The 25,770-nt window shown below is 67.3% G+C and carries 23 protein-coding genes and 2 pseudogenes; 14 read left to right on the forward strand and 11 right to left on the reverse strand.

Features of this window, described 5'->3' with window-relative positions; all coding sequences use genetic code 11:
• Positions 1-188: 188 nt before the first annotated feature.
• Positions 189-488, reverse strand: coding sequence for a YXWGXW repeat-containing protein (locus CFB41_RS25495; protein WP_089427339.1), 300 nt, complete (start codon positions 486-488; stop codon positions 189-191).
• A gap of 323 nt (positions 489-811) precedes the next feature.
• On the opposite strand from CFB41_RS25495, the gene CFB41_RS25500 reads away from it, so the two are divergent.
• The 3 genes from CFB41_RS25500 (at position 812) to yddG (ending at position 4,034) form a co-directional block, all read left to right on the forward strand.
• Positions 812-2,497, forward strand: coding sequence for a metallophosphoesterase family protein (locus CFB41_RS25500; protein ID WP_089458355.1), 1,686 nt, complete (start codon positions 812-814; stop codon positions 2,495-2,497).
• Positions 2,498-2,594: 97 nt separating this feature from the next.
• Entirely contained in the window at positions 2,595-2,882 is a 288-nt protein-coding gene (locus CFB41_RS25505) for a hypothetical protein (protein WP_089458356.1), read from the forward strand.
• Between the two features lie 207 nt (positions 2,883-3,089).
• The gene (yddG, locus tag CFB41_RS25510) at positions 3,090-4,034 is read left to right on the forward strand and encodes an aromatic amino acid DMT transporter YddG (protein WP_144029962.1); all 945 of its coding nucleotides are present in this window, start codon (positions 3,090-3,092) and stop codon (positions 4,032-4,034) included.
• A 73-nt stretch (positions 4,035-4,107) separates the two neighbouring features.
• Here yddG and CFB41_RS25515 read toward each other — a convergent pair whose 3' ends face one another.
• Entirely contained in the window at positions 4,108-4,737 is a 630-nt protein-coding gene (locus tag CFB41_RS25515; protein WP_089458989.1) for a LysE family translocator, read from the reverse strand.
• Positions 4,738-4,860: 123 nt separating this feature from the next.
• Positions 4,861-5,757: a LysR family transcriptional regulator gene (locus CFB41_RS25520; RefSeq protein WP_089458358.1), complete on the reverse strand. Its 897-nt coding sequence runs from the start codon at positions 5,755-5,757 to the stop codon at positions 4,861-4,863.
• Between the two features lie 321 nt (positions 5,758-6,078).
• On the opposite strand from CFB41_RS25520, the gene CFB41_RS25525 reads away from it, so the two are divergent.
• Positions 6,079-6,927: a sulfite exporter TauE/SafE family protein gene (locus tag CFB41_RS25525; RefSeq protein ID WP_089458359.1), complete on the forward strand. Its 849-nt coding sequence runs from the start codon at positions 6,079-6,081 to the stop codon at positions 6,925-6,927.
• A gap of 369 nt (positions 6,928-7,296) precedes the next feature.
• On the opposite strand, the gene CFB41_RS25530 is transcribed toward CFB41_RS25525, so the two are convergent.
• The gene (locus tag CFB41_RS25530) at positions 7,297-8,253 is read right to left on the reverse strand and encodes a LysR substrate-binding domain-containing protein (RefSeq protein WP_179250229.1); all 957 of its coding nucleotides are present in this window, start codon (positions 8,251-8,253) and stop codon (positions 7,297-7,299) included.
• A 103-nt stretch (positions 8,254-8,356) separates the two neighbouring features.
• On the opposite strand from CFB41_RS25530, the gene CFB41_RS25535 reads away from it, so the two are divergent.
• The 3 genes from CFB41_RS25535 to CFB41_RS25545 all read left to right on the forward strand — a co-directional run bounded on the left by CFB41_RS25535 (position 8,357) and on the right by CFB41_RS25545 (position 10,559).
• A complete protein-coding gene (locus CFB41_RS25535; protein ID WP_089458361.1) occupies positions 8,357-9,682 on the forward strand; it encodes a D-serine ammonia-lyase in 1,326 nt (441 codons plus the stop codon).
• 53 nt (positions 9,683-9,735) lie between these two features.
• The gene (locus tag CFB41_RS25540) at positions 9,736-9,990 is read left to right on the forward strand and encodes a hypothetical protein (protein ID WP_027791787.1); all 255 of its coding nucleotides are present in this window, start codon (positions 9,736-9,738) and stop codon (positions 9,988-9,990) included.
• A 269-nt stretch (positions 9,991-10,259) separates the two neighbouring features.
• Complete coding sequence (locus CFB41_RS25545; protein WP_089458362.1) at positions 10,260-10,559, forward strand: DUF4148 domain-containing protein; 300 nt, start codon at positions 10,260-10,262, stop codon at positions 10,557-10,559.
• Between the two features lie 110 nt (positions 10,560-10,669).
• Here the strand turns inward: CFB41_RS25545 and CFB41_RS25550 are convergent, their stop codons facing one another.
• The 3 genes and pseudogenes from CFB41_RS25550 to CFB41_RS25560 all read right to left on the reverse strand — a co-directional run.
• Positions 10,670-12,460: a sensor domain-containing diguanylate cyclase gene (locus CFB41_RS25550; protein WP_089458363.1), complete on the reverse strand. Its 1,791-nt coding sequence runs from the start codon at positions 12,458-12,460 to the stop codon at positions 10,670-10,672.
• Entirely contained in the window at positions 12,457-13,590 is a 1,134-nt protein-coding gene (locus tag CFB41_RS25555) for a PotD/PotF family extracellular solute-binding protein (protein ID WP_089458364.1), read from the reverse strand. The genes CFB41_RS25550 and CFB41_RS25555 overlap by 4 nt, the downstream gene beginning before the upstream one ends.
• Positions 13,591-13,751: 161 nt before the next feature.
• Positions 13,752-14,030 (reverse strand): annotated as a pseudogene (locus tag CFB41_RS25560) (FCD domain-containing protein); the annotation flags it as partial.
• On the opposite strand from CFB41_RS25560, the pseudogene CFB41_RS37725 reads away from it, so the two are divergent.
• Positions 14,022-14,157: pseudogene (locus CFB41_RS37725) on the forward strand (mannonate dehydratase); the annotation flags it as partial. The pseudogenes CFB41_RS25560 and CFB41_RS37725 overlap by 9 nt on opposite strands.
• A gap of 184 nt (positions 14,158-14,341) precedes the next feature.
• On the opposite strand, the gene CFB41_RS25565 reads toward CFB41_RS37725, so the two are convergent.
• The gene (locus tag CFB41_RS25565; RefSeq protein WP_089458365.1) at positions 14,342-15,544 is read right to left on the reverse strand and encodes an RNA-guided endonuclease TnpB family protein; all 1,203 of its coding nucleotides are present in this window, start codon (positions 15,542-15,544) and stop codon (positions 14,342-14,344) included.
• A 90-nt stretch (positions 15,545-15,634) separates the two neighbouring features.
• Between CFB41_RS25565 and CFB41_RS38285 the strand changes: the two genes are divergently transcribed.
• The 5 genes from CFB41_RS38285 to CFB41_RS25590 all read left to right on the forward strand — a co-directional run bounded on the left by CFB41_RS38285 (position 15,635) and on the right by CFB41_RS25590 (position 20,388).
• Positions 15,635-15,907, forward strand: coding sequence for a transposase (locus CFB41_RS38285; RefSeq protein ID WP_256941278.1), 273 nt, complete (start codon positions 15,635-15,637; stop codon positions 15,905-15,907).
• A 141-nt stretch (positions 15,908-16,048) separates the two neighbouring features.
• Positions 16,049-17,482 carry a PLP-dependent aminotransferase family protein gene (locus CFB41_RS25575; RefSeq protein WP_089458366.1) on the forward strand — a complete coding sequence of 478 codons (1,434 nt, stop codon included), beginning with the start codon at positions 16,049-16,051 and terminating at the stop codon, positions 17,480-17,482.
• 92 nt (positions 17,483-17,574) lie between these two features.
• Positions 17,575-17,970: a hypothetical protein gene (locus tag CFB41_RS25580; RefSeq protein WP_089458367.1), complete on the forward strand. Its 396-nt coding sequence runs from the start codon at positions 17,575-17,577 to the stop codon at positions 17,968-17,970.
• A gap of 202 nt (positions 17,971-18,172) precedes the next feature.
• Complete coding sequence (locus tag CFB41_RS25585; RefSeq protein WP_089458368.1) at positions 18,173-19,957, forward strand: nitrite/sulfite reductase; 1,785 nt, start codon at positions 18,173-18,175, stop codon at positions 19,955-19,957.
• Positions 19,954-20,388: a DUF934 domain-containing protein gene (locus CFB41_RS25590; RefSeq protein WP_089458369.1), complete on the forward strand. Its 435-nt coding sequence runs from the start codon at positions 19,954-19,956 to the stop codon at positions 20,386-20,388. Before CFB41_RS25585 ends, CFB41_RS25590 begins: the two co-directional genes overlap by 4 nt.
• A gap of 50 nt (positions 20,389-20,438) precedes the next feature.
• Here CFB41_RS25590 and CFB41_RS25595 read toward each other — a convergent pair whose 3' ends face one another.
• From CFB41_RS25595 to CFB41_RS25605, 3 genes are all read right to left on the reverse strand, one after another.
• Positions 20,439-21,719, reverse strand: coding sequence for a virulence factor family protein (locus tag CFB41_RS25595; RefSeq protein WP_089458370.1), 1,281 nt, complete (start codon positions 21,717-21,719; stop codon positions 20,439-20,441).
• Complete coding sequence (mprF, locus tag CFB41_RS25600; RefSeq protein WP_089458371.1) at positions 21,716-24,310, reverse strand: bifunctional lysylphosphatidylglycerol flippase/synthetase MprF; 2,595 nt, start codon at positions 24,308-24,310, stop codon at positions 21,716-21,718. Before mprF ends, CFB41_RS25595 begins: the two co-directional genes overlap by 4 nt.
• 402 nt (positions 24,311-24,712) lie before the next feature.
• Positions 24,713-25,093: a hypothetical protein gene (locus CFB41_RS25605; RefSeq protein WP_256941279.1), complete on the reverse strand. Its 381-nt coding sequence runs from the start codon at positions 25,091-25,093 to the stop codon at positions 24,713-24,715.
• Positions 25,094-25,286: 193 nt separating this feature from the next.
• Here CFB41_RS25605 and CFB41_RS25610 point away from each other — a divergent pair, with 193 nt between their 5' ends.
• Positions 25,287-25,769 (forward strand): hypothetical protein, encoded by a 483-nt coding sequence (locus CFB41_RS25610; RefSeq protein WP_179250162.1) that lies wholly within the window; start codon positions 25,287-25,289, stop codon positions 25,767-25,769.
• The last annotated feature ends 1 nt before the right edge of the window (position 25,770 follow it).

The raw sequence follows: 25,770 nt of genomic DNA on the forward strand, positions 1-25,770 counted from the left end.
GTGCTCAATATACGACGACCGGCGCGGGCCGGTAATAGGCCGGACGCGCCGGCACCACGACACAGCCGGCCAGCACGACAACTGCGGCCGCGAGTATCACCACGGTTCGAAAAGGCATAGCTGCGCCTCGTGACGTTGCGGGAAAGCGCCACCGCACCGGCACCGCGTGCCGTGCGGCGGCATGCGCATCAGGCCCAGTGACCCGGCACCCAGCGCCAGGCCGGGCCGCGCGCGGCCCAGTGGCCCGGCACCCAGTGATAGCCGACGCGAACCACTTGCCAGTGGCCCGGAATCCACACGTAGCGGCCCTGCCGCCAGTGCCAGTGGCCCTGGTCCCACACGTAGCCCGCGCGCGGCGCCGGCATCACTTCGACGCGAGGCGCCGGCGGCGCGTAAGGCGCGACGATGACGGCCTGCGCGAAGGCGGCCGACGCCGCCAGCGCGGCCACGCATGCCGCGGCGAACCGCAATGGAATGGAAAGCTTCATGCAAGACTCCGAAGTAGCGGGTATCGACCGGAAGCGGCCGTTCATGCGTTAAACGGCGCGGGCGAACGGAATCCGTCGCGGTGTCTGCAAATAAATTTCGGTCGCCACGGATGCGCGCCGGCACGGGCCGGATACCGTGACGCGCACGCTCGGACAGGCGCCTACACTCGCGCGGGGTCGCCCTGCTGTCACAACCCGGCAAAACTGCCCTTCGACAATGTCTCGCACCGGGATCCCGCTCGTTTCCGGCTCTCGCACTGGTCACGCTCGCGCACGGCCAGGCGGTTCCACATCTCGCGTCTCCACCCACGAAAACACCGACCATGTCGAACCAGGACAACTCCCCGATCCAGCCGAACGAGCCGGCCGCGTCCGTCTCGCGTCGCGGCTTCCTGAAACTCGCCGGCGTATCCGGCCTCGCCACCGCCGCCGGTGGCCTCGCGGCAGCCCGGGCCGCCGCGTCGAACCCCGACGGCACGCCCGAACAGGTGCACCTCACGTGGGGCAACGACCCGACGTCGGAAGTCGTGATCTCGTGGGCCTCGCTCGCGTCGGCCGTCAATCCGCGCGCGCGCATCGTCGCCGACGGCGAGCCGGCGCGCACCGTGCACGGCGTCCAGCGCGTGTACACCGACGGCCTGAACGGCGAGACGGTATTCGCGTACCACGCACGCGTGCACGGGCTGAAGCCGAATACGCGCTACCGCTACGAGATCACGGCCGACAACGACAGCAACGCCGCGCAGCCGTTCTCCGCGCATTTCTCGACCGCGCCGCGCGGCCGCGCACCGTTCCGCTTCACGAGCTACGGCGATCTCGCGACGCCGAACGGCGCGTGGGTGCTGTCGTCGCCGCAGAGCCGCTTCGCGGTGCAGGCTGTCGAGCAGTTCCAGCCGCTGTTCCACCTGCTGAACGGCGACCTCTGCTACGCGAACCTGAACCCCGCGCACCAGCCCGAGGTGTGGCGCGATTTCGGCAACAACAACCAGACCTCGGCCGCGAATCGTCCGTGGATGCCGTGCCCGGGCAATCACGAGATCGAGTTCAACAACGGCCCGCAGGGGCTCGACTCGTATCTCGCGCGCTATACGCTGCCGGAGAACGGCACGCGCTTCCCGGGCCGCTGGTACAGCTTCCGCGTGAGCTCGGTGCTGTTCGTCTCGCTCGATGCGGACGATGTCGTGTACCAGGACGCCGCCGCGTTCGTCGGCGGCCCCGCGCCGCTCGTGCCGGCCGCGAGCACGGGCCGCCCGCCGATCGAGCCCGGCACGTCGTTCTACGTGCGCGGCTATAGCAACGGCGAGCAGACGCGCTGGCTCGAACACACGCTGCGTCATGCCGCGCATGACGACGACATCGACTGGATCGTCGTGCAGATGCACCAGGATGCGCTCAGCTCGTCGAAGACGGGCAACGGTTCCGACAAGGGCATTCGCGAAGCCTGGCTGCCGCTGTTCGATCGCTACGGCGTCGACCTCGTGCTGTGCGGCCACGATCACGACTACGAGCGCAGCTACCCGGTGCGCGGCTGCAATCACCGCGCGGGTGTCGATGCGACGACCGGCGAAGTCGTCGAGACGCTGCAGCCGCGTCCGGTCGGCTCGAGCGACCCGGACCGCACGACGTTCGACACGAGCCACGGCACGATCCACCTGATCCTCGGCGGCGGCGGCACCAGCGCGCCGCTCGACGTGTACGGCGAAAACCCGGCCACCGGCTTTGCGCGGGCGAAGGTGTTCACGAAGCCGAACCGGCCGGTGCCGGGCACGGCGCCGAATACGTTCGTGCGCGCGCCGGCCGATGCGCTCGAGGATGCGATCTGGTCCGCGCGCCGCGATACGGGCACCGGTTACGGGATCGCGGTGTTCGACCACGACCCGGGCAAGCCGGGCGGGCACACGACGATCACGATGCGCTACTACCACGCGCCGGGCGCCGACCAGCACCCGACCGCCGATTACGAACTGTTCGAGACGATCGAGCTGAGCAAGAAGCGGCGCGAGCGGTGATCGGGCGGGCGCCCGTTGCGGCGGGCGCCTGATGCGCTGCCGTCAGGGCGGGTGGCGGCTTGGCACGCGCCAGACTGCCCGCCTCGCCCACCGGCCCATGAAGATGTGTTTCGAATACCGCATCCACACGACGCCGTCGGCCGACGCATTCGATGCCATCGCGAATGCGTTGCGGCAAGCGCATCACGCCGTCGACATCGATTCCAACCGACGACACCTTGAAGTCCGCGGCGACGCCGGCGGCTGGCCGCTGATCGCCCTGTCGACCGACGAAGACGGTTTCTTCCCGGTCACGACGCTCGGGCCGACGCGGGACGCGATGCTCGACTCGATTGGCCGCGCGTTGTCGGCAAGCGGCGCGGCCTGGCGCATCGACGACGCGTGACCGGTAGCCGCGTGACGCCCATGCGCCCGGATCAGCCTCAAGCGCCGGGCGAATCACCGCCGACGCCGCTGCTCGTTCTCCGTCTCCCCGTTAAACTACGCGTTTTCGCCGGCAATGGCCGTCCCGCATGCCGAATGCGCGCGCGGTGCATGCAGGCGGAACCGAATCATCCGAATGTGCATTGGCATGTTGAAACAGGCAGGAAGCATGAAGCGCAAGAACAAGGCCACGCTCGCCGGGCTCGGCGCGGTGTTGTTGTGGGCCTCCGTGGTCGCCCTCGTTCGTGGCGTGAGCGAAAGCCTCGGCGCGACCGGCGGCGCCGCGATGATCTATACGGTGGCATCCGCGCTGCTGCTGTTCACGATCGGCTTCCCCGATCTCAGCAAGTTCCCGAAAAAGTATCTGCTCTGGGGCGGGCTGCTGTTCGTCGCGTACGAGCTGTGCCTGGCGCTGTCGATCGGCTATGCCAGCAACGGCCAGCAGGCGATCGAAGTCGCGATGGTCAACTATCTGTGGCCGAGCTTCACGCTGGTCGCGGCGATCGTGTTCAACAAGCAGCGCGCCAACCTGCTGGTCGTGCCCGGCGTCCTGCTGTCGATGCTCGGGATCTGCCGGGTGCTCGGCGGCGACCGGGGCCTCGATCCGGCCGGCATGCTGCACAACGTCACGGACAATCCGCTGAGCTACGGCCTCGCGTTCGTCGGCGCGCTGATCTGGGCCGGCTATTGCACGGTGACGGCGCGCCTCGCCGACGGCAAGAACGGCGTCACGCCGTTCTTCATGCTGGTGGCGCTGGCGCTCTGGATCAAGTTCGCGATCGAGGGCGGCGGCGGCATGACGTTCAGCCTGCATGCGGTGATCTATGTCGTGCTGGCAGCCTCCGCGCTGGGGTTCGGCTATGCGGCCTGGAACACCGGCATCATGCACGGCAACGTGACGGTCATCGTCGGCGCGTCGTACTTCACGCCGGTGCTCGCCGCCCTGCTCGCCGCGACGCTGCTGCACGCGCCGCTGTCGATCGAATTCTGGCAAGGCGCATCGATGGTGTGCGGCGGGTCGATCCTGTGCTGGCTCGCGACGCGCAGCCGGCGTCGTGAACAAGCCGTGCCCGTCCGGGTCGGCAACGAAGCGCAGGGCAACTGCCAGGGCTGACGATGCCGGGCGCTTGCGTTGCGATGCCGCTTGAAAGCCCTCCGGTGGCCGTGCATACCGCCAACCATGCGCGCTAGCGCGACTCCAGTGCGATACGCACGGCAAGCCCGGCCAGCACCGTACCCATCAACCAGCGCTGGGCCGACGCCCAGACCGGCCGCCCCGCCAGAAAGCCCGCGATGCCGCCTGCCATGCAGGCAATCAGCGCATTCACGCTGACACTCACGGCGATCTGCACGCAGCCGAGCGCCAGCGATTGCGCGAGCACGCTGCCGTGTCCCGGCGAGATGAACTGCGGCAGGAGCGACAGATACATCACCGCGATCTTCGGATTCGCGAGGTTCGTGACGAAGCCCATCGTGAACAGCCTGGCCCGGCTGTCGTGCGGCAACTGCCTGACCTGGAACGCCGAGCGGCCGCCCGGCTTCAGCGCCTGCCACGCCAGGTACGCCAGATAAAGCGCACCGGCGATACGCAGCGCGTCGTACGCATACGGCACGGCCATCACCAGCGCGGTGATGCCGAGCGCCGCACACACCATGTAGAACACGAACCCCAGCGCGACGCCGCCGAGCGACACCAGCCCGGCACGGCGGCCCTGGCAGATCGAGCGCGACACCAGGTAGATCATGTTCGGCCCGGGCGTCAGCACCATGCCGAGCGACACGAGTCCGAAAGCAAGCAAGGTGGGCAAGGCCGGCACGGCAATCTCCTTCGGGACGAAGCGGTCAGGGGCGAGTTCGAACACTGTATTGCATCTCGACTGCCATCGGCTTGAATAAACTTCAAGTCGCCCATGAGCGCTGTTCATCGCTGAAGTCGCTCGTTACCTGGCCTTTCTCGCGCGCGTGTTGACCGCCTTCGCCGCCTTCGCGCGTTGCGCGTCGACGAGCCGCACGAACTCGTCTGCGATCGCGTTGCCGGCCGTATTCCACGACAACCGCACCGAGCGATGCAGCCTCGGCGACAACTCCAGTACGCGGCCGCCGAACGGCGTGTACGTGAGCGTGATGCGCGGCACGATCGACACGCCCATGCCGGCCTCGGCCATCGACAGAATGGTGCGCATCTCGACCACGTTGAACGCGGCCTGCAGCGGCACCCCGCCGCGCGCGAAGTAATCCGCGATCACCGGCCCGCACCCTGCCTTCGAGAAGATGAACGGCGCCGTGGACAACTGCTTCGCCGACACGCGCTTGCGGCCGGCGAACATGCCGTCGGCCGCCACCGCGACAAAATCCTCGTCGAGCAGCGGCAGATTGTGTGCAAACGTCTTCGTGCCGGCCACCACGCCGATATCGGCCGTACCGTCGTCGATCCACCCTTCGACTTCGCTGTCCGTGCCTTCGAGCAGCACCGCCGATACGCCCTGGTGCATGTCCTTCAACGCCTCGAGCGCGGGCACGACGAACGCCAGCGACACGCTCGGCAACGACGCGACCACCAGCTTCCCTTCGAGCTTGCCGCGCGACAGGCTGAACTGCTGGCGCAGCAGCTGCACTTCCCGCACCACGTTCTGCACGTACGGCCACAGGCGTTCGCCCGCCGCCGTCAGGACGACCGGCTGCCGGTCGCGCCACAGCAGCTTGACCTCCGTGAGGTCTTCCAGCTCGGTCAATGCATGACTGATCGCGGACTGACTGCGGCTCAACCGGTCGGCCGCAGCCGTGAGCGAGCCGAGTTCGACCACGGCCGCCAGGGCCTGCAATTGGGCCAGCGTCATCGACGTCTCCTCGTTAAAATGTATGAAAACTGCACATGAAACGCTAAACCATCATGAATTATATTGAACGGCAAAAATGATCACATCGACGCGCCCCATGGCGCGCCACGGCCAGTGCCGACTGTCCTTCGCAATGCTCGGGTAAGATGCACCGTCGAACCGCCTGTCGATTGCCTGCGGCCCCGGCCGCACAATGGCGCGGCGCCACGCGATCGACTTCCGGTTCGAGCCAATCCAGAACACATGCGTGCCAGACACACGCGACCGCCACGTGCGCCATCGACAGCGCTCGCTGCCGGATATGCCGCGACATGCCAATCCATGATGCATTTCAATCTGACTGAAGGGGTGCTGGTCTCCAGCCTGCAGACGCTCAGCGCGTTCGAGCTGGCCGGCATCGCCATCGCGCTATTGCTCGGCGGCATGGCCAAGGGGATCACGGGCATCGGCGTGCCGCTGATCGCGATGCCGATACTCAGCCAGTTCCTGCCGATCCGGCATGCGGTGCTGCTGCTGTCGATGCCGATCATCCTCGGCAACATCCCGCAGGCGCTGGAAGGCGGCCAGTTGCTGGCGACGGCACGCAAGATCGCCGCGCCGATCGCGGGCACCGTGATCGGCAATATCGTCGGCGTGGCGATCCTGCTGTCGCTCAATCCGGGGCATGCGCAGGCGGCGTCCGGCGCGCTGTTGATCGTCGCCGCGGCGCTGATGCTCGCCGCGCCGACACTCAACCTGCCGGCAGCATGGCAGAAGCCCGTCGGCTTCGTGCTCGGCTTCGGTGCGGCGCTGATGGAGAGCATCGCGTCGGTTCCCGGCCCGCTGCTCGCCACCTACCTGATTTCGTCCGGCGCGACCGGGCGCGTCTTCACGAAGCAGATCGCGATCATCCTCGTGGTGTCGATCGTCACGCTGATCACGACGTTCAGCGGCGCAGCGCACGCAAGCGGCGCCGACCTCGCGATCTCGGCGGCGGCGAGCCTGCCGGCAATTGCCGGCATGTGGCTCGTTCGCCCGCTGCGGGACAAGATGTCGCCGCGCCTGTTCAGGATGGTCGTGCTGCTGTTCGTGCTCGTCGCGGCATCGCAGATGATCTGGAAATCGGGTGTGTTCCCCCACGGCGGATCGCATGTCACCCAGACGGTCGACACGCACGCGGGCAAGAACTAGCAGGCGGCGCACCGCCATCGATCGCGCATGCGTTCTGAAAGCTGCGAAGCGTAGTATTCGCGGACCCGGCGTATCGCCCCGCCCGACGGGCCGGACGATACGTCACCGACCTGGCTGCTCGCTCGCGGATGCCCGCATCGGCGCGGCCACGCTTTCAGAGGCATGACATGGAAACCTACGTATTGCTCGGCTGCGGACTCGGCCTTGGCCTGTTGATCGCCGTCTGGGGCATCTGGCAACTCAAGTAACGCTTGCCGGCCCCGTCCACACGCAAGCCATCCGTATGGAGACGGACGGGAAAATGTAGTTTGCGTCCGCATTCGTCACCCAACTACTTCGCACTCCGATTCAGCTATCCGACGGCGTCGGCTACCCGCGTCCGCTTCCGTTCGAAAGCAAGCGTGAACGCGCGGCATCGAAGCGCGTGCACTCGGCCTTGAGCCAGTCCGAAAACGCCTCGGTACGCGGATCGTCGGGATGGCGTGACAACAGCATGTAGCGCGCCGGCGCACGCACGTGCCTGCCGAAGACATCCACGAGCCGCCCGCTCGCAATCTCGTCATGCACGAGCGCGGCACGCCCCATCGCGACACCCTGATGGTTCAGCGCGGCCGTGATTGCCAGGCTGGAGAAATTGAACTGCGGGCCGTCAAGATCGGCCGCCCACGCCGGACGGACTTCCTCGAGCCACGTGCGCCACTCCACGAACTCGGGCGCGCCGCCCCACGGCGCGGCGTCGTGCAGCAGGACGACGCCGTCGAGCGACTCTCCGCGGGCGAAGGCTGGATGCTGCGCCAGATACGCCGGCGTGGCGACCGGAAACAGGATTTCGTCGAGGATGGCCTCGGCATGCAGCCGATCGTATTGCACGGGGTCGTAGCGCACCGCGACATCGATGTCGTCGGTCTCCATGGTCTGGCGATCCAGCACCTGAAACTCGGCCTTCACGCGAACCGGCACGTTCGGCCGTTGCCGGTGAAATTCGGACAGGCGCGGCATCAGCCACTGCAGCGCGAGCGACGGCAGGCAGCTGACCTGCAGCGGGGCATCCGACATGCCGAGCGCCTGAAGCGTGCGATTGATGTCGACGAACGCGCTCGACATCGTCCCGAGCAGGATTCCGCCCTTCTCGGTCAGCTTCAGTCCGCGCGCCTGGCGCACGAACAGCGGATAGCCGAGCCGGTCCTCCAGGTTCCGGATCTGCTGGCTCACGGCGCTTTGCGTCAGGTTGAACGCCTGGGCCGTCTTCGTGAAGCTCAGCAACCGGCCGGCCGTTTCAAAGCAGAGCAACGCACCCAGGATCGAACCGTCGAGTCGCATAGATATCAGTCAGGCTAATGGATTCATTAGAAATCGGCGCTTTCGCGCAGGCGTCCCGGATCGTAGCATTCCGGCGAACTCTCTCAATTATCCCGCGCAAGGCCGATCCATGACCATCACGCTCCAGCCCGCCGATCTATTAGCCCAACTGCAATCCCGCCATCCTCTGCTGTGGCTGAATCCCCATGCCGGCACCCCGTTACCGCACGACGCGCCCGGGCTCGGCGCCATTGCGATGGCCGAAGCACGGCTGGCGCGCTGCGAACCGCTGATGGCCGCCCTGTTTCCCGAACTCGCGGCAAGCGCGGGCAAAATCGAATCGCCGCTGATGCCGGCAGACGACCTGCCGCGCATGCTGTCGCTCCCGGCAGGCGCACACGGCGCCTGGTTCATCAAGCGCGACGACGCATTGCCGATCGCCGGTTCGATCAAGGCGCGCGGCGGCTTTCATGAAGTGCTCGCGCTCGCGGAGTCGATCGCGATAGAACACGGATTGCTCGACCCCGCGGGCGACCGGCGGATCCTCGCATCGGCTGCCGCACGCGAACGGTTTGCCGCGCACACGGTCATCGTCGGCAGCACCGGCAATCTCGGCCTGAGCATCGGCGTGATGGCCGCCGCGCTGGGGTTCGAATCAGTCGTGCACATGTCGACCGACGCGAAGCCGTGGAAGAAGGCGCGCCTGAGAAAGCGCGGCGTTCGCGTGATCGAACATGACGGCGACTATGCGCAGGCCGTCGCGGCCGGACGCGCGCAGGCACGCGATCAGCCGCGCAGCCACTTCGTCGACGACGAAGGCTCGCTGATGCTGTTCCTCGGCTACGCGGCCAGCGCCCGGCATCTCGCTGCGCAGCTCGCCGACGCGGGCCGCCGCGTGGACGCGACGCATCCGCTCTTCATCCATATCCCGTGCGGGGTCGGCGGCGCACCGGGCGGCATCGCGTATGGCCTCAAGGCGCTGTTCGGCGAGCATGTGCATTGCTTCTTTGCCGAACCCGTCGCGTCGCCGTGCATGCTGGTCCAGCTGGCCGCCGGCCCCGGCAAGCCCGTGTCCGTCTACGACGTGGGCCTCGACAACCGGACCGAGGCCGACGGCCTGGCCGTCGCACAGGCATCGCACCTCGTCAGCCCGCTGATGGCTTCGCTGCTGTCGGGCGTGTTCACCGTCAGCGATGCGCAGCTCTACGCGCAGTTGCTCGCAGTTCAGCGCGCGACGGGCGTGGAACTCGAACCGTCGGCCGCTGCTGCCGTCAGTGGCCCCGGCTGGCTGACGGCGTCCCCGGCCGGCCGCGACTACGTGCATCGCCACGCGATCGACCTGCGCCGGTCGACGCACGTCATCTGGGCGACGGGCGGCTCGCTCGTGCCGCCGGAAGAGCACCGACGCTTCCAGTCGCATGCGCAAGCGCTCGCCGGTGCCGCAGCCAACCCGTGACGCAGCGGGGCAAGCGTTCAGCCCCGCTCGCGAAGACGCGTTAGACTGTCTCGATGGAACAATGCCGTTATTGCCAGAGAATCCGCGATGAATGGGATTGCCACGGTGACGAATGCCGCCGGGCAATCGCCAAGGCGCTGCGCCGGCAGCGCGCGGGCCTGCCCATGGTGCCCGATCGCATCCGCAACGAACTGCCGTCCGGCGCGCCGACCCAGCAGGTGATCGCCGTGCTGTCGCGCCAGCGCCTGCGCGCGCGCCGCGGCAACGAGGAACGCCGCGAACGCAAGGAGATCGACGACGACGTCTGATCCGGCAGCGTCGCAGTTCGCCCCACTCTCCGCCCGCGCCTGCGCCGCGCGCGCCCGTCCGTGCATGCGCGCGCGTCCGCCTCCCTTTCCCTTGCAAATCCGGCAACGTCGATTAGGGACGGAAGGCATTTATCTCGAAATTATTGTCCCGACTGCAACGATCTTTCGCCAAAACTCACGTTTACCCTAGGTCGACCGGCGCCTACGATGTAATCAACCGCTTACGACATGGTGTCGAACGCGGAAAGCCAAAAACATCGGAGGTCATCATGAAATCGCTCGTTTCCGCAGTCGTTGCCGCTGTCGCCCTGTCCGCCTCGTTCGGCGCCTTCGCCCAAAGCACCGTGACCCGCGCTCAAGTGCGCAATGAACTGGTCCAACTCGAAAGCGCCGGCTACAAGCCGAGCCAGTCGAGCCCGTACTACCCGGCCGACATCCAGGCCGCGCAAGCCCGCGTGCAAGGTGCCGACAACAGCGGCTACGGCGCGCAACCGGCCGCGACCGTCGAAGGTGGCGCACCGGCCGTGAAGATGCAAAATCCGCGCGACTCGGTCTACTTCGGCCACTAAGCAAGCCTGAAGCTGCGCGCCTTCGCTCGCAGTCCGCACCCGCGACGAGCCCGTCTTGCAACGGGCTCGTGGCGTTTGCAACGCGCGGACGGGCGACCGGCCATCACCGGTCACCGGCCGCCGCCCGACGCAACCCGGCCGGCCGCCTCGTCCGTCCCGCTGCCGGCGCCGCTCCCGTTGCCGAGCAGTTCCTGATAGCGCACGAACGCGCGCTGGGCGGACGCCTTCGCCGCGTACATCGCCGCATCGGCCTTGACGAGCAGTTCCTCGGCCGACGCGCCGTCAGCCGGAAACTCGCTGACGCCGATACTCGCGCCGACCGCCACGCGCCGGTCGCCGAACTCCAGTTCCTCGTCCATCACGCGCTGGATGCGCGACGCGACCTCGCCGATCGCCGCCGGTGAGCGCACGTCCGTAATCAGCACGATGAATTCGTCGCCACCGAGCCGCGCGACCATGTCGCCGCCGCGCAGCACGAGGCTCAACCGCTTGGCGACCGCGACGAGCGTGCGGTCGCCGGCCGAGTGTCCGTGCTGGTCGTTGATCTGCTTGAAGCGGTCGAGGTCGACGAACATCACGGCCAGCCCTTCGTGCATCGCGGCCGCACGCCGGATCGCGGCATCGAGATGCTCCATGAACAGCAGGCGATTCGGCAGTTCGGTCAGCGCATCGTGTCCGGCGAGGTGCGTGAGCTCCAGCTGCTTCGCTCGCAACATCGCGACCTGCGTGCGGATCTCGACGCGCATGCTGTCGAAACAGCGCGCGAGCACGCCGATCTCGTCGGCACGCCCGACCGGCAACTGCTCGGTGGCCGGATCGTCGAACACGTGCGTCGCGGCGCGCGCGAGCGTCTGCAGCGGCCGCGTGATCGCACGCGCGAACAGGATCGCGAGGATCACCGCCATCAAGCTCGACACCAGCACCATCCGGACGATCCGCTCGCCAAGCATGCCGGCCGGCGACAACACGTCCGCCAGCGGGCGCCCCATCCCGAGCACGACGAAGCGATTGCCCTCGTCGTGCCCGAACGGCGTGCGCACGAACGCGAACATCTGCCCCGGCGCCGCGGCGGGGTCGGCCAGGCCATCGAGGGTCACGTTCGTGCGCGCGCTGTCGAACAGCGCACGCGTGACGGCGAAGCGGTCCTGCATCAGCACGCGCCGGCCGCGATCGAAGCCGAACGTCTGCGCCGGATCGGGATGCACGAGAAAATCGCCCCACTCGTTCGCGAGGTACACCGCGTAGTCGTCCGGCAGATCGCGTTCGAGCCGGTCGAACACGCGCGATAGTTCGACGTCGACGACGAGCGCCCCCACCGTCTGACCCGACGCGTCGACGACCGGCGTGCCCACGCGCAGGATCGGCAGCCCTTCGGCCGCGTGCGCCCCCGTCTCGTGGTTGATCACGATCGGCGACAGATAGATATGACCGGGCGCCGTGGCGAGCGTATCGAATACGTAGGAAAACTGTCCTTTCTCCTGCAACGCGCTGTCCGGCAGGACGACGATGCCATGCGCATCGCGATCGACGCGGATGCGTTCGAGGCCGAATTCGCCGCGTGCGATCAGGCGGATCTGCAGGTACTCCGGGTGATTTCTCATGAAGCTGTAGAACACCTGCTCGAGCCGCGCGCGTGGCGCGCCATCCCGGTTGTCGCCGGCCGCGACCCGCGCACACGACGGCAACTGCGCGAGCACGAGCGCATCGTCCGAGACGTCGGACAGCGCCGTGGTGAAGCGCTGCCCGAGCAGTTGCGTCGACATCAGCAGGCTGTGCTGCGCTTCCTGCACGAGCATCGTGCGGTTCGCACGATACGCGTAATAGCCGGTCGTGCCGGAAGCGATCACGCCGATGCAGGCGAACAGCACCGACAGTTTCGACGTAAGCCCGAGCCGGATCATTTTCCGAACCGCTCCGGCCGGTCGCCCGACACGATGCGGCTCCACAGCGATTCGCGCCGCGCGATGTCCTCGACGGGCTGGAGCCAGACGAGATGCGGGTGCCCGGCGTCGAGCCCCGGCGGCGACGCGAGCGTGTTCGCGAGGCCCTGGCGTTCGGTCAGCAGCGCGCCGATCGCCGGTTCGAGCATGTAATTGATCCACGCGAACGCGAGCGCCGGATGTTGCGCGCCGCGCGTGACGGCCCAGCAGTCGAGCCACGCGAGCGCGCCTTCCTCCGGGATCACGTAGCCGACGTCCGCGCCGGCCCGTCGCAGCAGTTCGACCTGTTGGGTGCCGTAATTGCCGAACATCAGCGCCGCACGATGCTGGACGAACAACGCGGTCGCCTCTTCAGGGAGCGTGTAGTACGTCAGCAGGTTGCGGCGCAGGTCGATCAGCTTGCGCGCGACGGCGAGCGTCTGCGCGGGCGACAGGCGAAACGGATCGGGATAGCCGAGCGCCAGCGCCGCGAACGAAAAATTGTGCTGCGCGCTGTTGAAGTCGAGCACCTTGCCGCGATAGCGCGGATTCCACATCTCCCGCATCGAGCGCGGCGCGGCCGGCACCTGCTTGCGGTCGTAGATCAGCCCCATCGACGAATACGTGAACGGAATCGCATACGTGGCGCCCGCTTCAACGAGCCCGTCGATCGCCGCGAGTTGCTGGAAGTTCGGCAACTGCCGCCGTCGGTTCGGGATGCGCGACAGGTCGATCGGCGCGAGCAGGCGTTCGTGCGCATAGCGCTGGATCTCGGCCGTATTCGCGGCCAGTACGTCGTACGGCGGTGGCGCCGCGCTGTGCATGCGCGTCCACAGTGCTTCGTCGGAATCGACGAACGTCACTTCGACGCGCGCGTGAAATTGCGCCTCGAACGCACTGACGACATCGTCGTCCGCATAACCGGGCCATGCGAGCACACGCAGCACGGTGTCGTTGACGGTTTCGGGAGAAGCGGCGAACGCCGGGGGAAGCACGGAGGCAAGTAAGCCCGCCGTCAAAATGACAAGCAGCCGGCGCACGGCGAACCGTACGCGCGTACGTCCGCCGATTCCCCTGATCAATTGGACCCCGTGTGAATCGCCCGGCTGCATTCGACTGTCCTTTTTCGAGTCGATGCGATATCCCGCAACGAGACCATAAAACCTACGGTCGCGCAATCGGAAGAAGCCGTACAACGGGCGCGCGGGCGCCGTTGCTCACCGCCGTATGACGGTAACGTGACGCCGGCCTGTCTGCTCCGACGGAACGCGCGTCAGCGCCACGCCTGCGTGAATTCCGCGATCACGCGCGACAGGTGCGCACGCATCGCGTCGCGTGCCGCAGTGGCGTCGCGCGCCATGATCGCCGCGAAGATCCGCTGGTGATCTTCCTGCGATGCCTCGCGCAGCGCGGTCGAGTGAAAATGCTCCTCGATCTTGTCCCACAGCGGATCGCTGCGCGCGCAGTCCCACATCGCCGTGACCATGTGCAGCAGCACCGTGTTGCCGGTCGATTCCGCGATGCGCAGGTGGAACTGGCGATCGGCCGTATTATCTGGGGCGAGATGGGCAAGCCCTCGCTACGGCCTCTACGACCGCACGCTCGGCACGGTCTACCTGAACGGCCTGTGGGAAGCGCTCGCCAAGTTCGACCGCACGCCGTCGCAAGCCACGCGATAACCCGCCCATCGAGGCCGCCCGCGCTACGGATCGCAGGCAGGCCGTCACGGCATTCCGCGCGGGACACCGCATGCCATGTATCCGATAGGCCATGATCCTCATGTGCTTCCTGGCCAACGTCTTGACATCCTCCCCCGCCTGAAGAGGGGGGATTCCTACCGCGCCTGAAACGATAACGCTTTTCTCAGATCGCCTCGGCGGGTTCCTGCTTCACGGAGCGGCCCGACTGCACCGGCTCTCCACAGGCTGCAACGCGGTGTCCCCGCGCCAGGATGTTCAGAGCGCCGACAACATCGGCGTTCTCCTCGTAACTGCATTCGATACAGGCGAATTTTTCCTGCGTGGTCCGGTTGTCCGTACTCAGGTATCCGCAAGCCGGACACGTCCTGCTTGTATTCGCGGGCGGAACCGCCACCAGCCAGCCGCCATTCCAGGCCAGCTTGTATTCCAATTGCCGCCTGAACTCGAACCACCCTTGATCGAGGATGGCCTTATTCAGACCGGACTTGGCCCGAACATTTTTGCCAGGCGCATCGATGCTGCCTGCCGCCGACCTGGACATATTCCGAACCTGCAAGTCCTCGATACACACCATCGCGTGGTTTTTGCTAATCGTGGTCGTGACCTTGTGCAGGTAGTCGCGGCGAGCATTGCCGATGCGCGCATGGATGCGCTGGACTCTGGTCTTGGCTTTTTTCCAGTTATTGCTGAACTTGACCTTGCGGCTCATCGCACGTTGGCATCGGCGCAGACGAGCCTCATGTTTCTTGAAACTGTTGAGCGGTGCGACAAACGTGCCGTCGCTCATCGTGGCGAAGCGGGCAATGCCCACATCGATGCCGATCACGCTGGTGGCATGGGGCACCGGCTGCTCGACCCCGCGCTCGGTCTGGATCGATACATACCACTTGCCCGAGTTGAAGCTGACCGTTGCATTGCGCAGCTCGCCCAGCACGGGGCGCGACAGCCTCAGCCGCATCCAGCCCAGCTTGGGCAGGAAAATGCGCCCATTGGGTTGGTCGAGCTTGAATTGCTTGGGATCCGGGTAGCGAAAGCTGTCGCGCTGGCAGCGCTTCTTGAACTTCGGAAACGCCGCTCGCTTGGCGAAGAAGTTCTTGTAGGCCCGCTCCATGTCCTTGAGGGCGTGTTGCAACGGGTGAACGGGGGCATCCTTGAGCCATGGCGTTTCGCCTCCGTTACGCCACTCAGTCAGATGCCTGGCCATTGCTACGTAGCCAATGAACTTGCCGCCCGCCTCGTAGTTCTCCTTCTGAAACGCCAGTGCCTTGTTGTAGACGAACCGGCACGATCCGGCGAAGCGGCGCATATCGCGCTGCTGCTCGCCGTTCGGCATCAGTTCGAACTTGAAGGCCTGGAGTCGTCGCATCGGACGATTGTATCTCTGGCCCACAAGCGAGAGTCAAGCCATTCGACGCGGTCGCCATTACGTCTTTCTGATGTAGATCCCTTGGTCTTCGTGACCGAATACCGGTGCGACGCGTTCATCATCGAAATCCTTGACGACATGTGTGGCGTCTTTTCAGGTGTGTGCCGCAATTTCGCAGCCGAACGAGTGGAGTTCGGCGACGAGGACGATCACGTGCACCTGCTGGAGGACTATCCGCCCAAGGTTGCCAGTCAGTGGATTCAGGCGCGTCTCAAGTCGCATGATCCGACAGGCAAGGTCGAGCCGTTGCCGCCGCTGCGCGGCGCCGCGAACCGGCAGAACGTCGAGCCGAACGCGGCCTGACGCAGCCGGAAAGCGCGGCCCGCCTTGAACTGACCTCGCCTGCGCTTTCCTTTTCGGGCCGCGCATCGGACAATGAGCCGCGCCCGCCGGCGCGGCGCCACTCCGGCCCGCGCGTGGCGATGGCGCGCGCCACCCTCGCCGATGAAACGCTACGAAACCCTCGCCCACACGATCGCCGACGACATCCGCAACGGCAACCTCGCCGTCGGCACGCGCCTGCCGTCGCTGCGGCAGATCATCGCGCAGCACGGCGTGAGCCAGTCGACGGTGTTTCGCGCGTATTACCTGCTCGAACAGTGGGGGCTGATCCGCGCGCGCGAACGCTCGGGCTACTACGTCGCGCCGGGCGCCACGCCGCAGGCAAGCCCGGCCGCCAAGCGCCAGGCAAACCGCGCCGGCGTCACGCGCAAGGTCGACATCAGCAGCCTCGTGTTCTCCGTCCTCGACGCGGCGACGCAACCCGGCATCGTGCCGCTCGGCTCCGCGTTTCCATCGCCGCAACTGTTTCCGCTGCCGCGTCTCGCGAAATCGCTCGCGCAGGCCACGCGGCTCGTCAGCCCGTGGAGCACGGTGGTCGACCTGCCGCCCGGCAACGAGGCGCTGCGCCAGCAGATCGCGCGGCGCTATCTCGCGACCGGCATCTCGCAGCCGATCGACGAGATCGTCGTCACGAACGGCGCGCTCGAAGCGCTGAACCTGTGCCTGATGGCCGTCACGCGGCCCGGCGACGTCGTGGCCGTCGAAGCACCCGGCTTCTATGCGGCGCTGCAGGCGATCGAGCGGCTCGACCTGCGCGCGGTCGAGATTCCCGTCGATCCGCGCACGGGCCTCGATCTCGATGCGCTCGCGAACGCGCTCGACCGGCACGACATCCGCGCGTGCTGGTTCATGACCAACTTCCAGAATCCGACCGGCGTCACGCTGTCCGTCGAAAAAAAGCGCGCGCTCGTCGAGTTGCTCGCCGCGCGCGACGTGCCGCTGATCGAGGACGACGTGTACGGCGAGCTGCACTTCGGCCCCGACTACCCGCTGCCCGCGCGTGCGTTCGATCGACACGGCCTCGTGATGCATTGCAGCTCGTTCTCGAAGACGCTCGCGCCCGGCTACCGGATCGGCTGGGCCGCCGCCGGCCGATTCGCGGAGAAGGTGCAGCGGCTCAAGCTGATGACGACGCTGTCGGCCAGCATTCCCGCGCAGGTCGGCATCGCGAACTATCTCGAGCACGGCGGCTACGACCGGCACCTGCGCAAGCTGCGCGGTGCGCTGCACACGCAGCTCGACCGGATGGACGACGCGCTGCGGCGCTGGCTGCCGGCCGGCGTCGAATGGGTGCGACCCGAAGGCGGCTATTTTCTGTGGCTCGCGTTTCCCGATGCGATCGACGCGATGGAGCTGCATCGCCAGGCCATCGCACGCGGGATCAGCTTCGCGCCGGGGCCGCTGTTTTCGGCCGCGCACGGCTTCGAGCGTTGCGTGCGTGTGAACTTCGGCCATCCGTGGAGCCGCGACATCGAGCGCGCGATCCGCGTGCTCGGCGAGCTCGTCGCGCAGCCTTCCGTCCGCAAGGGCGGTTGAATTTCACCCGGTGCGCACCGCCGGCGTCACGGTGATGCGCGCAAGCCGCACGCGGGTTACAGTGCTGATCCCGCCGCCCTTCACGATTGCCCATGAGTCAACTGCCCTACCTCGATCACGACGCGCTGTTGAAACTGACCGCTGAAGCCGCGCACATCACGCAGTCGTGCATCTGCACGAAAACGCCGCTCGCCGGATGGACGACCCTGCCGCTGTCGCTGCAGGACGCGCAACTGACCGAAGTCGCCACGCTCGCGCCACCCGGCGACGCGGAGCCGACCTACGCCGAATATCACCCGGCCGGCACACGCTACGCGTCGGACGACGCACCAATCGCACTGCGCCATTTCCCGTACAACCGCTGCACCGTCAACCGCTGCCGCTCGTGCGGCCGCCTGTTCCTGCGCTACCAGGAAGGCGGCGGCTACTTCATCGATCAGCGCATCCGCGCGCTCGATCCGGCGCTCGTCGTCGACGCCGCCGCATAAACGCCCGCCCCCGGGCATGCACGCACGCATGCCCGAGCCGCGCCGGGCTCACGCCGGCGATCTGCTGCGCCCTTTTCGTCCCCATCTGCTGCTTGTCCCGCCCCATCGCGTTCCCTACGCTGTCTTCGGTTGCCTGACACCCGTCGCAACGTCTGTCCCGAGCCGAGCGCTCCGCGCCACGGCTCCTCTCGCGTATCACGTCATGTATCGATATACCGCTTTCGACCGGGCGCTCGTGCATAGCCGCGCCGCCCAGTTTCGCGACCAGCTCGAGCGCTGGCAACACGGCACGCTGAGCGAAGACGCGTTCCGGCCGCTGCGCCTGCAAAACGGCTGGTACGTGCAGCGCCACGCGCCGATGCTGCGCGTGGCCGTCCCGTACGGCGAACTGTCGAGCGCGCAGCTGCGCGTGCTCGCGCGGATCGCCCGCGACTACGACGTGCCGGACGACGCCACCTACCGCGCCGCATCCGACGAGCAGGCCCTGCTCGGCACGCTGCGTCTGCCGACCCGCAGCGCGCACTTCACGACGCGCACCAACGTGCAGTTCAACTGGATTCCGCTCGACAAGGCCCCCGACGTGATGGACCTGCTCGCGACCGTCGACATGCACGGCATCCAGACGAGCGGCAACTGCATCCGCAATATCTCGTGCGACGAGCGCGCGGGTGTCGCGCCGGACGAGATCGTCGATCCGCGCCCGTTCGCCGAAGTGATGCGCCAGTGGACCACGCTGCACCCCGAGTTCGCATTCCTGCCGCGCAAGTTCAAGATCGCGATCACCGGCGCGACCGAAGACCGCGCGGCCACCGACTGGCACGACGTCGGTCTCAAGCTCGTGCGCAACGATGCAGGCGAGCTCGGCTTTCGTGTGAGCGTCGGCGGCGGAATGGGCCGCACGCCGATGATCGCAACGCTGCTGCGCGCGTTCCTGCCGTGGCAGCACGTGATGAACTACATCGAGGCGATCGTCCGCGTGTACAACCGCTACGGACGGCGCGACAACAAGTACAAGGCGCGCATCAAGATCCTCGTGAAGACCGAGGGGCAGCGCTACATCGACGACGTCGAGGAAGAGTTCCGCCAGATCGTCGATCACGACGGCGGGCTGCACACGATTGCCCAGGTCGAGTTCGACCGCGTCGCCGCATCGTTCGTCCCGCCGCGGCTCAAGCCGCGCACGGTCAGCCTGCGCGACGCGAACCTGCGCGTGTCCGCCCAGGCGGCACGCCATCCGGCCTTCGCGCGCTGGCTCGCACGCAATGTGGCCGACCACCGCGATCCGGCGCTGCGCATCGTCACGCTGTCGTTCAAGCGCCGCCTGCAGGCACCGGGCGACGCGTCGCCGGACCAGCTCGACGCGCTCGCCGATCTCGCCGACCAGTTCTCGGCCGGCGAGGCGCGCGTCACGCACACGCAGAACGTCGTGCTGCCGTGGGTGCATGTCGACGACCTGTTCCTGCTGTGGGAACACGCGCGTGCGGTCGGGCTCGCGAGCGCGAACGTCGGACTCCTGACGGACATGATCGCGTGCCCGGGCGGCGACTTCTGCGCGCTCGCGAATGCACGCTCGATCCCGATCGCCGATGCGATCGCCGAGCGCTTCCAGGATCTCGACATGCTGCACGACGTCGGCGACATCGACCTGCACATCAGCGGCTGCATCAACTCGTGCGGCCATCATCACAGCGGCCACCTCGGCATCCTCGGCGTCGACAAGGACGGCGCCGAGTGGTATCAGGTCACGCTCGGCGGCTCGGACGGCTCGGCCGCGAGCGGCCCCGCGCGGCCGGGCAAGGTGATCGGCCCGTCGTTTTCGGCGGACGAGATCGTCGATGTCGTCGACGCGATCGTCAACGCGTATCTCGACGCGCGCATCGACGACGACGGCCGCAGCGAACGATTCATCGACACCGTCCGCCGCATCGGCACGGAACCCTTCAAGGCGGCCGCGAACGACGCGCGCCATCAGGTGGAGCACGCATGACGCACGACGAGCATCCGACCGCACGCATCCGGCTGCTGACGCCGGCCGAACACGCCGGCGACACGCAGCAGCACGGCACGGCGACGCTGACGATCGGCAACGACGAGGAACTGCCGCCGCTCGCCGAACGCATCGCGCGGGCCGCGCGCATCGACCTCGCGTTTCCGTCGTTCACCGATGGGCGCGCGTACAGCCAGGCGTACCTGCTGCGCAAGCGCTACGGCTTCGCCGGCGACCTGCGCGCGACCGGCGAGGTGCTGGTCGACCAGTTGCTGTTGATGGAGCGCACGGGGTTTTCGAGCGCGGTGCTCGGCGACGGCACGGACATCGCGGCCGCGCGGCGCCAGCTCGACCGGTTTCCCGGTTTCTACCAGCACGATGCGCGAACGGCGATGCCACAGCCGAACGTGGCAACGCCCGCCGGAAAATGAAACGGGCGGCCCGCAGGCCGCCCGTACGATGAACCGGAAGCTCCCGGCGTTCAGCGCGCCGCGACCGGCTTGCCGAACGCGCCGAGAATCTTCTTCTCGAGCGCGATGTAGTCGCGGCCGAAGTGGTGATCGCCCTGCGTCTTGATCACGTCGGCGCCCGTGTTCACGAGTGCCGGACACATCGTGTCCTTCTCTTCCGCGCCATAGAAGCACTGCACGAGCTGCGGCGGCACCTTCGCGATTTCCGGCGCGACCTTCAGCGCCTTGTCGCTTGCGGGCATGCCGAGCCAGCCCGTCACGCGGATCTGGAAATCGGCGGCCGGCGCGAAGCCGAGCAGCGACATCACGGCGACCTTGTCGCGCAGGTCGGCCGGCAGCCGGTTGTACGCGAACGGCATCACGTCGGCGCCGAACGAATAGCCGACCAGCGCCACGCGGTTCGCATGCCAGCGCGCCATGTAGGTGCGCATCACGCGCGCGAGATCGCGGCTCACTTGCGCCGGCGGCTTCTCGCTCCAGAAATAGCGCAGGCTGTCGATGCCGACTACCGATACGCCGTCGCGCTGCAGCGCCTCGGCGATCGTCTTGTCGAGATCGCGCCAGCCGCCGTCACCCGAGATCACGATCGCGAGCTGGCCGTTGCCGCCCTTGGCCGGCAGCTCGATGAGCGGCAGGTCCGACACGTCGAGTTCGTCGCCGCTGGTGGTGTCCCGCAGATGCGACGTGACGAGCGACACGAGCTTCGCGGAATCGCCCGTGGCCGCCGTGTCGACGAAGCCCGGCATCGCGCGGCGCACGATCGTCGGATCGGGCGGGCACGGCTTGAAGCGCGGATCGAGCTTGGCAGCGGGATCGACCGAGACGACACCGGCGATCGTGTTCTCCGGCGCCATCGACAGGATCTGCTTCGCGATCGCGCCGCCCTGGCCCACGCCCGCGACGATCGGCGTGAAATAGCGCGACGACTGTGCGAGGCGCTCGAGCTGGTGACTGACCGCTTCGGCATCGCCGTCGAGGTGATGGCAGGTCTCCTGCTTCGCGGCGAGATTCATCGCGTACCGCTCGGAATCGACGCCGACCGTCATCGCACCGGCCTTCGCGAGCGCATCGGCGGCCTGCTGGTCGGCCGCATTCCAGCCGGCCTCGCGCGAGAACAGCACGACGAAGCCGCGCAGCGGCCCGCTGGGTTTGGTCACGGTCACGGGCCCGTAGCGGCCGCCCGATACGGTTTCGGCCTTCATTGCGGCTGGCTGGGTGGCGCACGCGGCGCCGGCCAGCATCATTCCCGCGCAGGCGGCTGCCGCCCGCGCGATTCCCTTCTTCAACATCATGAACGCCGACCTCCAGCCAGCAATGACAGATCCGCCAGCGTGACGAACACGCCGACCGTGCCCGAGGCCGCGAGGTAACGCGGCTCCCAGTGCGGTTCGAACTTGCTCTTGAATGCGCGCAAGCCGCGGAAGTTGTAGAAGCGGCCGCCGAAGCGCCAGACCATCAGGCCGATCCGGTGCAACGGCGACGGCATCTTCGCCGCCCCCATCCCCGAGAACGGCGCGATGCCCAGGCTCAGCTTGCGGAAGCCCGCTTCCTTCAGATGCAGCGCGAGCTGCGTAAACAGATATTCCATCGCGTACGGCGATGCGTCCGGCAGATGGCGCATCACGCCGACCGTCGCCTCGGTGTTGAGGTCGGTCGTCATGAACGTGACGAACGCGATCGGCTTGTCGGCCTGCCGCACCAGCATCACCGACTGCGTCGCCAGATAGCCGTCGTGGAACGCGGCGACCGAGAAGCTCTTCTCGCGCGCGTCGCGGCTGTCGAGCCAGCCGTCCGAGATGTCGCGCAGCGCCGGCAGCGCGGCCGGCACGTCGCTCGGCGCGATCACCTCGACCGTCAGCGCGTCCTTGTCGCCGCGGCGCAGCGCGTAGCGCAGGTGCGAGCGGTTCGAACCCTTCAGGTCGAACCGGTCGAGCGCAATATGCGCTTCCTCGCCGAGCTTCATCAGCGTGAGCCCCGCGTCGAGATACAGCGGCAGCGCGTTCGCGCGCACCTGGTAGAACGCCGCACGGCCGCTATGCGCGTGGGCGAGCGCGATGAACTTGCTGATCAGCGCCGGCCATTCCTCGCGCGGCCCGACCGGGTCGTGCAGCGCTGCCCACGTGCGGCCGTTCTTCGCGTACATCAGGAAGGCCCGGCGGGACTCCGAGAACAGGAACGACTTGTCGCCCATCAGCGCGAGGCCTGCATCGCTGCACTCCTGCGCGCGGATGATTCGTTCGGCATCCGACAGGTCCTGCTCCGCGGGCTTCACGAAACGGCCCGGCGCCGGGCGCAGCAGTTGCCACAGCGCGAACAGCGCGACGAATACGCCGGACGCGAGCGTCGCGCGCAGCGCCCGCGGCGCGCGCGCGTCGAACGAGAAATGCGACCACAGCTCGCGCGTGTACGGCACGTCGCGGAACGCGAAGAACAGCACCCACACGGCCAGCATCAGCACCATCGCCACCGACACGAACCAGCTCACCGTGAAGCGCTCGGCCAGCAGCGACGAATGGCGGTTGAAGCGGCGACGGCTGACGAGCAGCAGCACCAGCAGCGTGCCGAGCACGCCGGCCTCGACGAACGCGAGGCCCTTCGCCAGCGACAGCGCGAGGCTGGCGAGCGTCAGCGCGAAGGTCATCCACCAGGCACCGTCGAGGCGGCGCAGCAGCCCGCGCGCGACGAACAGCAGCGCCACGCCGAGCACGCTGCAGATCACCTGCGAGCCTTCGAGCACCCACAGCGGCACGAGGTGGCGCAGGATCGCGATCCGGTGCCAGAACGCGGGCGTCGCGCTCGAGATCACCAGCATCCCGCCGACCGCGAACGTCACGAGGCTCAGGAACACCGGCGCGAGCTGCGACACGCGCACGGCCTGCCGCGTCACGAGCCGGCGGCGCAGCGCGCGGCCCTCGAAACCGGCCAGCAGGCCGGCCGACAGCACGAGCGGCACGCCGAAATAGATCGCGCGATACGCGATCAGCGCGGCGACCATCGCGTGCGGCGGCACTTCGCGGCCGAGCGTGAAGACCATCGCCGCTTCGAACACGCCGATCCCGCCCGGCGTATGGCCGATCATCCCGAGCAGCAACGCGGCGGCGTAAACCGTAATGAAGGTCGGGAAGCCGACCGGCGCGGCCGGCAGCAGCACCCACAGCGTCAGGCCCGCCGCGACGACGTCGAGCACCGCATAGACGACCTGCGCGACGAGATCGCGCCGCGCCGGCACGTCGAACGACAGCCACTTGAAGCGCGTGACGACCGGGCGCGCGGTGTTGCCGCACATCACGACCATCGCGGCCAGCACCACCAGCAGCGCAGCGCCGGTCCACGTCAGCACGCCGGGCGCGACGTGCAGCATCGCGGCGAGCGCCTCCGGCATGCACACCATGCCGACTGCCGTCATCAACACCATCGCGAGCGCCAGCGTGCCGCTCGTGAACACCGTCATCCGGCCGATCTGCGCGGGCGTGACGCCCGACACGCCGTACACGCGAGCGCGCACCGCGCCGCCCGTCAGCGCGCCGAAGCCGGTCGCGTTACCGAGCGCGGACCCGGCGATCGCGCCGATCCACAGCGCGACGCGCGGCACCTTCGCGGCGACGTAGCGCAGGCCGACCGCATCGCGGGCGACGAGCGCGAGATAGCTGAGGGCCGTCGCGGCCAGCGACGCGCCCCACTCGCCGGCGGACATGTGACGCAGTTGGCGGATCACCGACCGGTAGTCGACGGATTCCGACAGGTGCTGGAAAACCACGATCAGCAGCAGGCCGATGCCGAGCGCAAGCAGCGGCGACAGCACGCGCTCGTTGCGGATCAGCGCCCGGGCACGGGCGATCACCGCCGCGGCACGACCAGGCGAACCAGAGTGGCGGGAAGACATAAGTTGTTCAGTGGTGGTGCATAGCGTGTCGCGGCGCGGGTTGGCCGGGCGGCGACGTATCTGTGGTTGTTCTGCGTGGGCGGCCGGCCGAAGACGGGCTCGGAGGCGCCTGGGTCAGAACTTACGAGTATACGGAATTTATATTACAGAATCTTTCACGTCGGCTTTGTGCGTATTTGTGGTATCTCGTCCATCAAAAACGCATAAAGAGACAAGGCGTCCTGCAACGCAAGGTGCGCATCATACCGGGAACCGGCATGGTTTTTTCATCTGATGAATGACTTCTGATGCATTTGGGAAAAAATCGCCGGGCGCGCCCGCGCGGCCAGGGACAAATGCGCAATGCCGCGCGGCTTTTCGGGGACGGCACGCGCCGATCCTAGGCAAGCATCCCACTTCCCGTCACTTCGCCCGCTCATGCTCCCCCAACCCGATCGCCTTGTAGTCGTAAGTCGGATAGAACTCCGTCCGGTACGCGCCCCACGCCGTATCCTCGAGCACGCGATTGACCTCGCGCAGCCGCGACGCCGGCAGCCGCAACACGACGATCTGCCCGATCCCCATCGTCACGGTCCAGCTCACCACTTCGACACCCGGCGGCGGAAACGCCTTGTAGAACCCCTGCTTTGCGAGCTGCGCATTCAGCTCGGCCAGCGGGCGCGACTGATCGTGTTTCAGGAATACCGTGAGCAGTATTGCGTTGTCGGGGGTCGCGGCGGCCGAACCGACGGGCGACGACGTGCCCTGCGCGGCAGCGGGCAGGTGCCATGCCGCTGCCGCCATCAGGATGCCGATGGTCGCGGCCCGGGCCGCCGCCCTGACGAATCTCGTCTTCATGTTTGCTCCGGTCGATCGTGAAGGAAGGTGTGCGCCGGCTGCGGAACGAACCGGCCGTTGCCGGCGCCGACGCCTGTGCTACGATGCGACGATCGATTCCCGCCTGCGGCCGCGACGCCGCCAGCCGAGCGCAAGCGGCATGCCCGCCGCCGCGAAGGAACCCATCGGAATGAAAATGACTTCGCTGAAGAATATGCCGATTTTCGGCGGAGATACGCCGGAAACGGTCCGGGTGGCCGTCACGCTGCTGGCTGGCGCGTGGTGCATCTTCTCGTACCGCGTTGCCATTTTCGAGTCGGCCATCGTTCCGGCCCTGCTCGACCGCGTCTCGGGCGACGCGTTACGCGTCAGGATCGTCCAGATGCTCGCGGCGGCCTTCATCGCGATCGCCCTCGTCCTCGCGCTGCTCGTCGTGCAGATCGCGCGCCGGAAGAACTGGGCGCGCGTCACGATGATCGGGCTGGTCATCGCCATGCTCGCATTGATGGCCTTTACGGCCGCCCATCGGCCGGCCGATTTCCTGAGCGCCGTCTACTGCCTGTTCACGCTGGCGACCTTGCTGTTGCTGTCGCGCTCGAGCCGGCAGTGGTTCGGCCGGCCGCAACCGGACGATCACGCGTAAC

The sequence above is a fragment of the Burkholderia sp. AU33803 genome (genome assembly GCF_002223095.1).
Lineage (GTDB): Bacteria > Pseudomonadota > Gammaproteobacteria > Burkholderiales > Burkholderiaceae > Burkholderia.